The 12,356-nt window shown below is 70.1% G+C and carries 13 protein-coding genes; 5 read left to right on the forward strand and 8 right to left on the reverse strand.

Going from position 1 to position 12,356, the window contains the following annotated elements; translation table 11 throughout:
• Positions 1–21 precede the first annotated feature (21 nt).
• Complete coding sequence (locus MJ785_RS13360; protein WP_239308810.1) at positions 22–666, reverse strand: TetR/AcrR family transcriptional regulator; 645 nt, start codon at positions 664–666, stop codon at positions 22–24.
• An 84-nt stretch (positions 667–750) separates the two neighbouring features.
• Here MJ785_RS13360 and MJ785_RS13365 point away from each other — a divergent pair, with 84 nt between their 5' ends.
• Positions 751–1,380 carry a TetR/AcrR family transcriptional regulator gene (locus MJ785_RS13365; RefSeq protein ID WP_239381192.1) on the forward strand — a complete coding sequence of 210 codons (630 nt, stop codon included), beginning with the start codon at positions 751–753 and terminating at the stop codon, positions 1,378–1,380.
• 45 nt (positions 1,381–1,425) lie between these two features.
• Here MJ785_RS13365 and MJ785_RS13370 read toward each other — a convergent pair whose 3' ends face one another.
• The 7 genes from MJ785_RS13370 to MJ785_RS13400 form a co-directional block, all read right to left on the reverse strand.
• Positions 1,426–2,895, reverse strand: coding sequence for a flotillin family protein (locus MJ785_RS13370; RefSeq protein WP_239308812.1), 1,470 nt, complete (start codon positions 2,893–2,895; stop codon positions 1,426–1,428).
• An 87-nt stretch (positions 2,896–2,982) separates the two neighbouring features.
• A complete protein-coding gene (locus MJ785_RS13375; RefSeq protein ID WP_239333780.1) occupies positions 2,983–3,192 on the reverse strand; it encodes a hypothetical protein in 210 nt (69 codons plus the stop codon).
• Positions 3,193–3,510: 318 nt separating this feature from the next.
• Positions 3,511–3,792, reverse strand: coding sequence for a hypothetical protein (locus MJ785_RS13380; protein WP_239308814.1), 282 nt, complete (start codon positions 3,790–3,792; stop codon positions 3,511–3,513).
• Between the two features lie 289 nt (positions 3,793–4,081).
• Positions 4,082–5,818, reverse strand: coding sequence for a PEP-utilizing enzyme (locus tag MJ785_RS13385; RefSeq protein ID WP_239381193.1), 1,737 nt, complete (start codon positions 5,816–5,818; stop codon positions 4,082–4,084).
• A 140-nt stretch (positions 5,819–5,958) separates the two neighbouring features.
• Positions 5,959–6,432, reverse strand: a complete 474-nt coding sequence (locus MJ785_RS13390) for a VOC family protein (protein WP_239308816.1) — start codon at positions 6,430–6,432, stop codon at positions 5,959–5,961.
• Positions 6,433–6,494: 62 nt separating this feature from the next.
• Positions 6,495–7,412, reverse strand: a complete 918-nt coding sequence (locus MJ785_RS13395) for a sugar phosphate isomerase/epimerase (RefSeq protein WP_239308817.1) — start codon at positions 7,410–7,412, stop codon at positions 6,495–6,497.
• Between the two features lie 125 nt (positions 7,413–7,537).
• On the reverse strand, positions 7,538–8,992 hold the full coding sequence (locus MJ785_RS13400; RefSeq protein WP_239381194.1) for an aldehyde dehydrogenase family protein: 1,455 nt from the start codon (positions 8,990–8,992) through the stop codon (positions 7,538–7,540).
• A gap of 163 nt (positions 8,993–9,155) precedes the next feature.
• On the opposite strand from MJ785_RS13400, the gene MJ785_RS13405 reads away from it, so the two are divergent.
• The 4 genes from MJ785_RS13405 to MJ785_RS13420 form a co-directional block, all read left to right on the forward strand.
• The gene (locus MJ785_RS13405) at positions 9,156–9,986 is read left to right on the forward strand and encodes a polysaccharide deacetylase family protein (RefSeq protein ID WP_239308819.1); all 831 of its coding nucleotides are present in this window, start codon (positions 9,156–9,158) and stop codon (positions 9,984–9,986) included.
• 157 nt (positions 9,987–10,143) lie between these two features.
• The gene (locus MJ785_RS13410) at positions 10,144–11,187 is read left to right on the forward strand and encodes an ATP-binding cassette domain-containing protein (protein WP_239381195.1); all 1,044 of its coding nucleotides are present in this window, start codon (positions 10,144–10,146) and stop codon (positions 11,185–11,187) included.
• Complete coding sequence (locus tag MJ785_RS13415) at positions 11,184–11,996, forward strand: ABC transporter permease (RefSeq protein ID WP_239381196.1); 813 nt, start codon at positions 11,184–11,186, stop codon at positions 11,994–11,996. Before MJ785_RS13410 ends, MJ785_RS13415 begins: the two co-directional genes overlap by 4 nt.
• A 143-nt stretch (positions 11,997–12,139) precedes the next feature.
• Positions 12,140–12,356 (forward strand): zf-HC2 domain-containing protein (locus MJ785_RS13420; RefSeq protein ID WP_239381197.1); only part of this gene is annotated, 217 nt, incomplete at its 3' end.

The raw sequence follows: 12,356 nt of genomic DNA on the forward strand, positions 1-12,356 counted from the left end.
TCAATGACAAAGCGTCGACCATTAATCGACAGTGAGTATCCGTTCGGACACGGCATCCAGCGCGCGGCGCAGCGCCTTCGGCGGCTGCTGGCTCAACGGGCCGTCGTCCATGCGCATCGGATGGATGGCGAGCAGCAGGTGGTTGAGGGTACGCGCGGCCAGTGACTGGGTGGCATGCTTGGCCACGGCGGAACGCCGCGTGGCCGGCACCCGCGCGGAGACGATGTAGTCGAACGACCGCTCGATGTGCAGTTCCTCGAAGTCCCGCCGCAGCGTGCGCGCCTGCTGGGTCGCGCCGGGCATGTGCAGGTAGAGCAGCCGCGCCTCGTCGGGGTGGGCCTCGATCCAGTCCCAGACCGCGGCGGTGACCCGCCTGAGCGCGGTGAAGTCACCGGGCTCGTCATCGGAGCGAGCCGCGGCGACGACGGCGTTGGTCGCGCCGACCACCCGCCGCAGCGCCACGTCGAACAGCTCCTCCTTGCCGGAGAAGTGGTAATAGACAGCGGTGGGGACGACCTGGGCCGCTGCCGCGATGTCCTGGACACTCGCCTCGTCGAACCCCTTGCGTGCGAACACCCGGATGGCGGCGCTGATAATAATCTGGCGTCTGGATGGCCGGTGGGCCGGCGGCCTGCCCCGCTCGGGCAGGTCTGCGGGCTCCGCCACGGTGAACGCCTCCCGACCGTCTGTTGCTGTTCGCAGAGCCATGCCGGCCCAGGTGTCCCGCAGCTTTCAGGAGTAATCTGCCACATGACCGCGAGCACCGACCGGAGCGGTGAACCACGACGACCGGCACACCGGCCATCCCGCCGCCCTGATGTCATCGAGGCTGCCACCCGGCTGTTTGCCATGCGTGGCCTGGAAACGGTCACCGTTGCCGACATCGCCGACGAAGCCGGGATGACGCCGGCTGCCGTCTACTACCACTTCCCGTCCAAGGCTGACATTCTACTGGAGGCCATGCGGAGCTTCAGCGACGCCTTTGTCAGGGAACTGGATGTCCGGATCACCGGGCCGGCCGCCGGCGACGGCCCCATCGGTGATCTGCTGACCAGCATGCTGGACTGGCTCGACGGCCAGCGCCTCGCCGGAACGGTCTACTTCGTGACATCGTCCGGGGCCAATCTCGCGGCGGAGGCGTTGCGCCGGGAAACCCGGGTCCGCCTGATGGAGCTGCTCACCCGGGCGGTGCGTACGGCCCGGCTCCCCGCCCAGCGCATACCGGCGGCGGAGGCCGGTGTGATGGCGACAGGCCTGCTGTCTCTGATCGAAACGGCGGCGGCATCCTGGCTGGCCGAGGACGCCATCCTCGAAGGGCTCGGCCGACGCCGTTTCCTGCGGGAGACCGCCGCGCTGGCCGAGCGCATCGTCGGCACCTGACGTCAGCTGGGCTGACGATGACTGTTGAGCTATGCCTCGTCTGAACTATGCCTCGTCGGCATCGGCTGCCGGTGAGGCTGGTTCCACCGGCAGGGCTGGCTCCGCGGGGGCGGATGCCGGTGCCGGGATGTCGACATGCGGCGCCGGAACATCACCAGAAACGGTACCGGAAGCTGGCGGGCCGGGCCGCGCCTGGCCCGCCAGCAGGGACCGCGCGAGCTGGAGACCGGCGCTGCCCTGGGAGAGCGCCTGGGTCAGCAGCTCGCCGATACCGGTCGCGCCATTGAGGAGGATCATCTGGTCGACGTCGCCGAACGGCTTCGCCGCCGCCTCGACGATGGCCGGCCACTGCTCGGCGAGCTGCTGGCCGATCACGGCCTCCTGGTTCACCGACAGGGCGTCCGCCCGCGCCCTGATCCCCGCGGCCTCCGCCAGCCCCTTGGCCTGCAGGGCGTCCGCCTCGGCATCACCGACGGCGCGCCGGGCATGCGCCTGGGCATCACCGAGGGTACGGGTCGACTCGGCCTGCGCCGCCGCCAGCAAGGTCGCCTCCCGGGCGCTCGCCTCAGCCGCGCTGATCTGCGCGTCGCGGCTGGCACGGGCCAGGGTGATCTGCTCATAGGCACGGGCGTCCGCCGGCTTGCGGATCGTCGTCTGCAGCCGCTGTTCCTCCAGGTCCGCCTCAAGCTGGGCAACCTTGGTCTGCTCGACCACGACCTGCTGGTGAGCGGCTGCTTCCGCCAGCGGGCCGGCCTGCTGCCCTCGCGCGGCGGCCTCGTCGACCTCGGCTTGGAAACCCGACTGCTTGATGGAGCTGTCCCGGGCCGCTTCCGCTTTGAGCGCCGCGGCGACCTGTTCCTGCTCGGTCGCCTCACGGTCGGCCTGCGCCTCGGCGATGCGCGCCTGGGCGGCCACGGCGGCGACGTGCGGGCGGCCGAGATTCTTGATGTAGCCGGTGGGATCGTCGATCTCCTGGATCTGCAGGGAGTCAACGATCAGCCCGAGCTTCTGCATCTCCATACCGGAACTCGCCCGGGTCAGCGCCGTCAGTTTCTCCCGATCCCTGATCATATCCTCAATGGTGAGCTGGCCGACTATCGCCCGGAGATGGCCGGTGAAAACATTGTGCACCCGGTCATCCATCTTGTCCTGCTGGTCAAGGAATCTCCGGGCGGCGTTGGCGATCGAGGCGTAGTCATCCCCCACCTTGAAAATCACCACACCGCGCACGCCGACCGGGATGCCCTGCTGGCTGACACAATCGGTACTCAACTGAGCGGCTCGAAGATCCAATGACAGGCGCCGCACGTTCTGCCCGCCCGGGAACACCAGCACCCCTTTCCCGGTGATAATCTTGAAACCCAGGCTTTCCGCCACGGCGTTGTCCGGATTTTTGTACGCCCGTAAGCCGGAGATAATCAGCGCTTCGTTGGGTTCCGCCACCCGCCACATCAACTTGATAACGCCGATGATGCCGATGACACCCGCACCCACCGCGATGAGGATCGGGACCACGCGATCTCCTCTGTTGAGACCCGGATTTGCTGAAACTTACGAGAATGCGCTGGCCAGAAGCCAGAACGGCGTACCCAGCGGTGGTCCTCACAACCTGGTGACGATCACGGTACGGGGCGGGTGATACTCCACGATAAGCACGCGGGAGCCGATCGCGATGGTCACACCGTCCTCAGCGGCATAGGCATGGAACGCCTCCGCGCCACCACGCACGGAAACCATCACCTCGCCCACCATATCCGGCCTGATTGTCCCGGTCACCCGAGCCGTCTTGCCCAGCATGATCTGATCGGCCATGCACTCTCCCACTCGGTATCGGGATAGAGCATAGGCACTCAGAGCGTGTGTGAGATCGTCATTCCGGCTCGCCGCGCCCAGACGTCCCCTGGCTGCGTTGTCGGCCACACCGATACAACTCATCCGGTATCGCTTCGGCCTTCCGCCTTGCCAGGGAGCGCCTGGACACGGCTCACTGATCGAAAGCCCGATCTCACACACGCTCTCATGGTTCCCGACCGTAGGCCCGTGGCGAACAGCCCATACACCATTGTCGGGAGCATGACGATCCAATGCGATCGGATCAGGCGCCGCGGCGGGCACGGCCACCGGCAGCGGTCAGGATGGAGGCTCGCCCGGGGCTCCGCTCCGCCAGGCGTCGGCACCGGCTGACGTGGCCGCGGCTGTGGCGGCCCTGGCCTGCTGGAGTTTCACCTTCGCGATCTCACTGGGCGGCACCTCCAGCTGCCGCGCCCACTGCCGGGTCGCCGACACCACGGCGACGCTGACCAGAGCCATGCCCGCAGCTCCCAGCAGGCCGCCGATACCGACGAGCAGCCCTCCGCCCACCAGCAGCCGCCGGCTGGGCTGAATGCCACGGCCGTATGTCTGCGCACCCATATATCCGCCGCCTTGTCGTCCGGTGTCTTTCCGGCACCGTGCCGCCGGTCAGCCGGTGGTTTGACGGTGCCACCACCACGAGACCCGCGACATCAGCCCGGAGCTTTCCCGTCACCGATTCTGGCCGCTCGGGGCCGCGGCGCATCACCCGCCGCGAGTGATTCAGGACCGGTGATTCAGGACCGCGGGCGCGCCATCCGGATGGGTGGGATAGCCATCCGGATGGGTGGGATGCGGACGGCCGGGTGGCCCCCCGCATCCCACCCGCTGTCAGCCGTGCCGGGTGGTCTCAGCCGTCGGCGGGGACGGCCGAGACCACCGTGACCGTGCCGGCCCCGCCGTCCACCGTCACCTCGACACCGTCGCGCAGCCGCGCGGTGCCGTCGCCCACCGAGATGACACACGGGATGCCGAGCTCGCGGCAGACCACGACCGCGTGGCTGTTGAGGCCGCCCACGTCCACCACGGCCGCGCCAGCCACCAGGAACAGCGGCGTCCACGCCGCGTCCGTGATGGGGGAGACCAGGACCTCGCCGGGCTCGAGGGCGTCGCAGCCGGCCAGATCGGTGATGATGCGGACCCGGCCGGTGTAGACACCGTGGCTGCCCCCGACGCCGGTGAACACCTCCCCCACCGCCGCGGCCGGGCTCTCGCGGTCCCGCCGCGGCCAGGTGGCGATGTCGGGGTCCTCGGCGACGAAGAACGGCGGCTCCAGCTGGGCCAGTTCGGCGTACTCGACCAGCCGCCGCGCGATCACCGGCGTGAACCGGCCGGGGTCGGTGAGGTAGCCGTCGAGCTCGTCCGCGAGCAGCATCATGATGTCCTCGGGATGGGCGAAACGACCGGCCTCGACGCCGCGGCGGCCCAGCTCGCGGATTGCCATGCGGATCTCGTGCAGCGCCGCGACGCAGTTGGACTTGGTGCGTTCCCGCGCGGGCATCCAGACGTCGACCGCCCGCATACCGATGTCGAAGGTGGCAAGAGCCTCGGCGTTGCCAGCGAGCGCCTCGCGGATCTCCGCCGCGATCCGCGCGCGGCGGGCGGCGAGCATGTCGTGACGCAGGGCCGGCGACTCCGAGTCCGGGCTGGTGCGGAGCCGGTCGACCAGGGCAAGCGCCGCGGCGGGATCCACCTCCCACGCCAACGAGTGGATGTCCCACTCGTTGGGGCCACGGTCACCGTAGCTGTCGAGGAAAGCGGCGAAGGCGTCCCGGAAGAGGGCAACATCGCCCGTGGCGTCCTCGCCCAGGGCGATCGCCACCGTGGCTGGGCCCTTGTCGAACAGCGTGGTCAGCTCGGTGGACCCGGTCACGGCGCGGGACAGGTCCCACAGGCCCACCGCGGGCGAGGCGGAGTCGATGCCGCCGATACCACTGATCACATCGAGCAGGTCGCTGCCGCGTCCCACACTTTCGCAGATCGGCCCGAGGATACCGGGGCCGAAACTCGCCGGGAGGCTGGAGAACACGTGCCGGTAGAAGATGCTCTTCTCGCTCTCGTCGAGCAGAGCACGGACCCGGGCGACCAGTTCGCTCTCGGAGAGCGTCGTGAGATCGGGCCGTTCGCGACGCCACGCCCGCACGCGATCACGATCGGTCATGGCATCGGTGAACTCCGTGGTCGCGAGGAGCCGCTGCACCGAAGCGCCGGCCGCAGCCGCGCGCTCGGCGTCGACGTCGTCGGGATGCGCGACGTAGGGCGGGATGTCGGGCCGTTCCCCGACGAAGGCCCGGTCGGTCTGCTCGACCGGCATCCCCAGCCGCAGCGAGAACAGCCGCATGTGCGACAGGTTGAGGTAGAAGTAGCCTCCGAACAGCCCCGCGATCTCGGGCCGGTCCGCCGACATCTCGTCGGGGCGGTAGACCCCGATGTCGATGAAACCCTGCCGCCACGCCCGCAGGACGCTGACATAGGCGAGTGTCCAGCCCAGGGGGCTCGCGGGCGCGGGCAACGTCTCGCCCGCGTTGGCCCTGGTGTAGTGGGGCAGCCGCGGGCTGCGCTCCCAGTCTGCGACCCAGCTCTGCACGGCGCGTCCTCTCTCCGCTGATGCCAGGCGCCAGTACGGACACACATGTAATGGCCGGCACGAATGTGACGGCCATTACATGGCACTAACTATGTGTTGTCAACAGAAAGTCTGCGATGCGCACGCCTGCACGGCCGGGCTCACCCGGCCCGGCCGAGATCCTCGACCAGCTCGATGACGTTGCCCTCGGGATCAGCCCAGAAGGCGATCAGCCGCCCGCTCGCCTCGACCAGCTCCGGCTCTGACAGCGGGCTCGCTCCCCCACGACGCATCCGCTCGGCGGCCCCCACCGCATCGGCGGCGTACAGGGTGAGGTAGGACAGGCCGCGGCGGGCGGTCAGCGGCACAGCCGGCGCGAGCGGGCCCGTGCCGGTGGCGGGCCGCAGCAGCTTGATCCGCTCCCCCCACGGGGTGCGCAGCCAGACCACGGTGGCCGCCGCCCCCAGGCCCAGTTTGGCGTTGAGCTCGGCAGGCACGTCCGAACGGTGCGCCTCGGTACAGCCGAGCGCCTCACGGTAGAAGCGGACCATGCCCACCAGGTCGTCGACGACGATCCCGACCTCCAGCGGCCGGGTCATCACCAGCGCCGGGGTGGACGAGGGCGGGGTGGCCATCGCCCCTCCTCCCCGCGCCTTCTCGACCGCACGTCACCGTGACACCCATCACAGCCGAGAAACTAAATGCTGTCAATAGTAAGAACGTCCGACGCCGGGGAGAACCGGCCATGTCCCCGCAGGAGCGCACGCAGCCCCGCGGCGAGCCGGGGCGCGATCCGCTCGGGCGGCTCGGCACGCAGCCGCTCGGAGATGACCTCGATCGACATACCCACCTCGGGACGGCGGCGGGCCGCGGCCGCCAGCAGACCGGTCAGGTCGAACTCGCCGTCACCGAGCGGCCGCCGGTTGGCCAGGCAGTCAGCCAGCAGGTCGTCGTCCTCGGCCACCAGCGGCCCGTCGGACAGCTGTAGCCGCACGACATACGGCCAGACACCGTCGCCGAGGTCGTCCGGGGTCTGGCCGCCGCGGTAGACGTGCCAGACGTCCAGGCAGACCCCGCCGTTGGCCCGGCCGGCGGCACGCACCAGCGACGCCGCCGTGGCCCCGTCGGGGATATTGGTGAACGGCAGGAACTCGACGCCGAGCACGACACCCGTCCCGACGGTCGCCGCCCGGTCACAGGCCCCGGCGAAGCGGGCCACCGCGTCATCCCAGCTCCCCGCATAGGGACCGATGACTCCCACGTAGGGCACCCGCAGCCGCTCCGCGACCGCCCAGCAGACCTCTTCGGCCTCGTCGGGCTGGCCGCCCAGCGGTCGCAGCACGTCGAGCTCGCCCACGGTGACGCCACCCTCGGCGAGCGCGTCCTCCAGCTCGGCCAGGCCGTGGCCGGCCGCCAACCAACGGCGCAGCCAGCTCAGGCTGAGACCGATGGAGGTGAAGCCGGCGGCACGCGCCACCTGTGCCCGCCGCAGCGGCTCCAGCGGGGGCAGCGAATAGAACGACAGCACCACCCTGGCGAGGTCCTCCGGCCCGGCCCGGCCGGGCACGGGGACGCGCCGGGGCAGCCCGCCATCGGCACCTGCGATCACAGCCATCGGGCTCCTTCACGAACACGTGCGCCGCCTATCGGCGTCGGACTCGCATACGGGCAACGCCTCCCGGACCGGCCGGAGCGGACCCGGACCGTGCTGGCAGGTGCGCCGTGCCCGCCGGGAGCGGCTCACTGGGCGACCACTCCCGCCGCGCCGCTGGGACCCGTGGGCAGCTGCAGCGACATCAGCTCGACATACTCGGCCAGCCCATGTTCACCCAGTTCGCGTCCGACACCGGAGCGCCGGAAACCCCCGAACGGGGCAAGCACGCTGAACCGCCCGCCGTTGATCGCCACCTGGCCGGTGCGCAACCGGCGCGCCACCGCGATCGCGGCCGCCTCGTCCGCGGCGAACACCGCGCCGGACAGGCCGTAGTCGGAGTCGTTGGCGGCGGCGACGGCCTCGTCGGCGTCCGCTACCGGGATGACCGCGAGCACTGGCCCGAAGATCTCCTCGCGGGCGAGCACCGCGTCGTTACGCAGGCGGCTCACCACGGTAGGACGCACGAAGTAACCGCGGTCGAGCCCAGGCACGGGCCCTGGGCCGCCGACGAGCACGGTGCCCTCGTGCCTGGCCTTGTCCAGATAGGACGCGACCGAACGTGCCTGCGCGGCCGAGGCGACCGGCCCGATCGTGGTCGCCGGGTCCAGCGGATCGCCGACCACCTGCGCCTCGACCAGGGCGACCAGGCGCTCCTCCACCTCCTCGAGCAGCTCGTGGGGGACGAGCAGCCGGGTGGTCGCCGAACAGGTCTGGCCGTTGTTGACAAAGCAGCCCCGCACGGCGCTGGTGACCGCACGGCCGAGGTCCGCGCCCGGGCAGAGGATGAAGGCGGACTTGCCGCCGAGCTCCAGGGTCAGCCGCTTGATACCGGGCCCGGCGAGCTGGGCGACCCGCGCGCCCGCGGCCGTCGACCCGGTCAGGCTGACAAGGTCGACCTCGGGATGACCGGCAAGGGCCTCCCCGGCCACGGGCCCGCGGCCTGTCACGATGTTCAGGACACCAGCGGGCAGGCCAGCCTCATGGGCGACGTCGGCGAGGGCGAAGGCCGCGAAGGGCGCCACGCTGCTCGGCTTGGCCACCACCGTGCATCCGGCGGCGAGCGCCGGGGCAACCTTGGCGGCCAGCTGGTAGAGCGGATAGTTCCACGGTGTGATCGCGCCGACGACCCCGGCGGCGACCCGCAGCACGAGCGACGATCCGATCCGCTCCTCCAGCGGGAGACGCTCGGCGACATCGGCGGTCGAACGGATGACGGACACGGCCAGACCCACCTGGATGCGCTCGGACGTGACCAGCGGCGTGCCGACCTCACGGCTCATCAGCGTCGCGAGCGCGGCGCCGCGGGCCTCGAGGCCATCGGCAATCATCCGCAGCAACGCGATCCGGTCGCTTCTGGGAGTGGCCGACCATCGCTCGAAGGCGCCCCGCGCGGCCATGACGGCAGCGGTGATGTCGGCAGCCTCGCCCGCCGGCACCACGCCGATGATCTCCTCCGTCGCCGCCTCGATGACCTCGATCGTCCCGCTGCCGCTCGGCGCCCGCCACGCACCGCCGAGGTAGAGCCCGGTCCTTCGGTCCATGCGCTCCTCCGAGACAAGCCCAGGCTTTGTCGAACAACGGTTTCCGGAACACGTCGTAAGACACCATCCAGCGGAGATGACCCTCGGAGAATCCAGCAAAACCAGGCCCTTCGCAACCGCCTTGTACCGTTCGTCCTTGTACCGTTCGTCCATGGATCGCCGGATGTTGCTCTCCTTGCTGGCTATCGGCGCCGCGCAGGCTCTGGTCAGTTGCTCGGCCCAGCCCGCGGCTCCGGCGGCACCGCGTCCCGCCGGGGCGCCCATGCCCGTTTCCGCCCGCCCCCCCGGAAACCAGCTCGCCGCGCCGCGCCCGGCGCCAGCGGCACAGCAGACGCTTCCGCCCATCCCTGCTGCCCACCCGGAAAACCCGGCGGTGGTGTTCGGCGCACCCGCGCCAACCCGGCGGATCGCGATCACGATTGACGACGGCTACTCGCCCGAGACCGTGGCCGGTTATGTGGAGTTCGCGCGACGGTCGGGAATCCCCATCACCTTCGCGCCCAACGGCGCCTACCGGGCGATCTGGGACCGGCACGCCGACGTCCTGCGTCCCCTGATCGAAACCGGCCAGGTCCAGATCGCGAACCACACCTGGACACATCTCCAGCTGCCTGGCCGCCCGGACGACGCGATCCGCGCGGACATCGAGAGAAACGAGGACTGGATCGAGCGGACCTTCGGTATCACCTCGCGCCCCTGGTTCCGGCCGCCCTACGGTTCGCACAACGCACACGTCGACGCGCTCGTGGGCGAACTCGGCTTTACCAGAATCCTGCTGTGGAACGGGAGTTTCGGCGACTCGACACCGATCAGTCCCGAGCAGCTCATGGGCCTGGCCAGCCGCTACCTGCAACCAGGAACAATCATGCTCGGTCACGCCAACCACCCGACGGTCCTCGGGCTGTTCGATCAGATCCAGCAGCTCATTGCCGAACGCAGGCTGGAGCCGGTCACGCTGGACACGATGTTCCAGACCTCCCGGGCCGTCGGCTGAATCCGCCCGCTCTCCCGCCTGCCTATGCGGCCTGCTGTACGGCGGTTTCGGCTCGAGAACCACGGTGGCCGCCAGCCCGGTGCAGACAACAAGCGCCGAGCCGTCGACGATGAGGCTGCCAACGGACGAGGAGAGTGGGAGGGCGATGGCGACGCCGATGATCGAAGTGAAGGCGGTAACCAAACGGTTCGGGTCAGTCAACGCGCTGGCCGGCGTCGGCCTGACGGCCGGGGCGGGTACGGTTCTCGGGCTGCTCGGCCCCAACGGCGCCGGCAAGACCACCCTGGTGCGGATCCTGAGCACACTGCTCAAACCGGATAGCGGCCAGGCCACGATCGCCGGGTACGACGTCGTCCGGGACGCGCAGCGGCTCCGTTCCATGATCGGGCTTGCCGGCCAGTACGCCGCCGTGGACGAGCTGCTCACCGGACGGGAGAACCTTGAGCTGGTCGGTCGGCTTTACCATGTCGGAAGAGCCGAACGGCGGCGGCGGGCGCAGGAGGTGCTGGAGCGCTTCTCGCTCACCGAGGCGGGCGACCGGCAGGTGAAGACCTACTCGGGTGGGATGCGACGGCGCCTCGACCTCGGCGCGAGCCTTGTCGGGCATCCGTCCGTACTGATCCTGGACGAGCCCACCACCGGGCTCGACCCGCGGACCCGCAGCGAGCTGTGGACGCTCATCGAACAGCTGGTCACCGACGGTACGACCGTCGTGCTGACGACCCAGTACCTCGAAGAGGCCGAACGCCTCGCGCACCAGATCGTCGTCATCGACCGGGGCCGGGTGGTTGCCGCCGGCACCGCCGACGAACTCAAGACCCGCGCCGGCGGTGCCGTGCTCGAAGCCCGGGTCGTCGATCCCGGCGACCTGCACCGGGTCGCCGCCCTCCTGACCGACCTGGGCGACGGGCCGCCGCAGCTGGACACCGAGCGGCGCCGGGTCGCGGTCCCGACCGGTGGCGGGGCCAAGGTCCTGCTGGCCGCGGGGCGCCTTCTCGACGACGACGGGGTCACCCTGGACGACCTCGGTATCAGGCGTCCCTCCCTCGACGATGTCTTCCTCTCCCTGACCGGCCACGTAGCCACCGAGGCGGCCGATGACGAGACGAGCGGCCAGCCCGCCGTCATGGCCGGCCCGCCCCCGCCGCCCCCGGCAGCCGCGGCAGCCGCGGTCTCCGCGACACCGGGAAGGAACTCATGAACGCCGTCGCCCTTGGTCAGCCAGCGGCGCGCACAGCGTCGCTCACTCCGGTCATCGCGCTGGGCGACATCGCCGGGATCGCCCGGCGCAACCTCGTCCGGCTCATACGCACACCCCAGCTGCTGCTCATCTCCAGTGCCCAGCCGGTGCTGATCCTGCTGCTGTTCCGTTACGTCCTCGGCGGCGCCATCGCCATCCCCGGCAGCAGCTACGTCAACTACATCGTCCCGGCGGTGTTCGTGGAGGCGTCGCTCATCGGTGGCGCGGCAACCTCGGTCGGGCTGGCCGAGGACCTCAAGAGCGGGATCATCGACCGGTTCCGCGCGCTGCCCATGGCCCGCTCGGCCGTGCTCGCGGGACGTACCGTCGCCGACCTGTGCCGCGCCGTCGTGGTGCTGGCGATGATGATCGCGGTCGGGGTCCTGGTCGGGTTCCGTTTCAACAACTCCGCTGCCGCGATCATCGCCGGGCTCGGGCTCGTGCTGCTGTTCGGGTACGCCATGTCGTGGGTGTTCGCATCCATCGGCCTCGCCGTGAAGGATCCCGAGACAGCCCAGGTCGCCTCGATTCTGCCCTTCTTCCTGCTGGTGTTCCCAAGCTCGGCGTTCGTGCCCGTGAGCACCATGCCGGGCTGGCTGCAGGGTTACGCGAAGGCCCAGCCAGCCAACATCACAATCAACGCGGTGCGGACGCTCATGGAGGGCGGGCCCGCCTCGCACTGGGTGTGGCAGTCGGTGGTCTGGTCGGTGGGCATCAGCGCGGTGTTCGCCCCGCTGGCCGTGCGCCAGTACCGCAACCTCACATCATGATCATATTTCATGATCATATCGGTGGGCGCGGATCGCCGGCCCCCGGGGAGGCGGGGCTTGGCTTGCGGCCGTGCGGGGATCTACCGTGAGGTAACAATCGGGGTGGGGATGCCGAGGGCGGGTACACGGAAGGGCACAGACAGGTGGAAGCGGGCGATGGGCACGTAACCGACCTGCTCGGAGCATGGGCGCTCGACGCCTGCGACGCCGAGGAGGCCGACGCGGTGGCGGCGCATGTCCGCGGCTGCCCATCCTGCGCGCGGGAGGCGGCGACGCTGCGGCAGGCAGCGGCGGCGCTCACCATGCTCACCGTGCGGGCGGACACCGACGCGTGGTTGCCGCCGCCGGCCGCGCGGGTGC

Origin of the sequence: Protofrankia sp. CiT1, assembly GCF_917627335.1 — a bacterium.
Classification (GTDB): Bacteria; Actinomycetota; Actinomycetes; order Frankiales; family Frankiaceae; genus Protofrankia.

What these genes read in the sequence shown, in the direction of transcription:
- MJ785_RS13365 (WP_239381192.1), top strand. Translation starts at nt 751, where the DNA reads ATGACCGCGAGCACCGACCGGAGCGGTGAACCACGACGACCGGCACAC.
- MJ785_RS13375 (WP_239333780.1), bottom strand. Translation starts at nt 3,192, where the DNA reads ATGGCCGATCAGATCATGCTGGGCAAGACGGCTCGGGTGACCGGGACA.
- MJ785_RS13380 (WP_239308814.1), bottom strand. Translation starts at nt 3,792, where the DNA reads ATGGGTGCGCAGACATACGGCCGTGGCATTCAGCCCAGCCGGCGGCTG.
- MJ785_RS13390 (WP_239308816.1), bottom strand. Translation starts at nt 6,432, where the DNA reads ATGGCCACCCCGCCCTCGTCCACCCCGGCGCTGGTGATGACCCGGCCG.
- MJ785_RS13395 (WP_239308817.1), bottom strand. Translation starts at nt 7,412, where the DNA reads ATGGCTGTGATCGCAGGTGCCGATGGCGGGCTGCCCCGGCGCGTCCCC.
- MJ785_RS13400 (WP_239381194.1), bottom strand. Translation starts at nt 8,992, where the DNA reads ATGGACCGAAGGACCGGGCTCTACCTCGGCGGTGCGTGGCGGGCGCCG.
- MJ785_RS13405 (WP_239308819.1), top strand. Translation starts at nt 9,156, where the DNA reads ATGTTGCTCTCCTTGCTGGCTATCGGCGCCGCGCAGGCTCTGGTCAGT.
- MJ785_RS13410 (WP_239381195.1), top strand. Translation starts at nt 10,144, where the DNA reads ATGATCGAAGTGAAGGCGGTAACCAAACGGTTCGGGTCAGTCAACGCG.
- MJ785_RS13415 (WP_239381196.1), top strand. Translation starts at nt 11,184, where the DNA reads ATGAACGCCGTCGCCCTTGGTCAGCCAGCGGCGCGCACAGCGTCGCTC.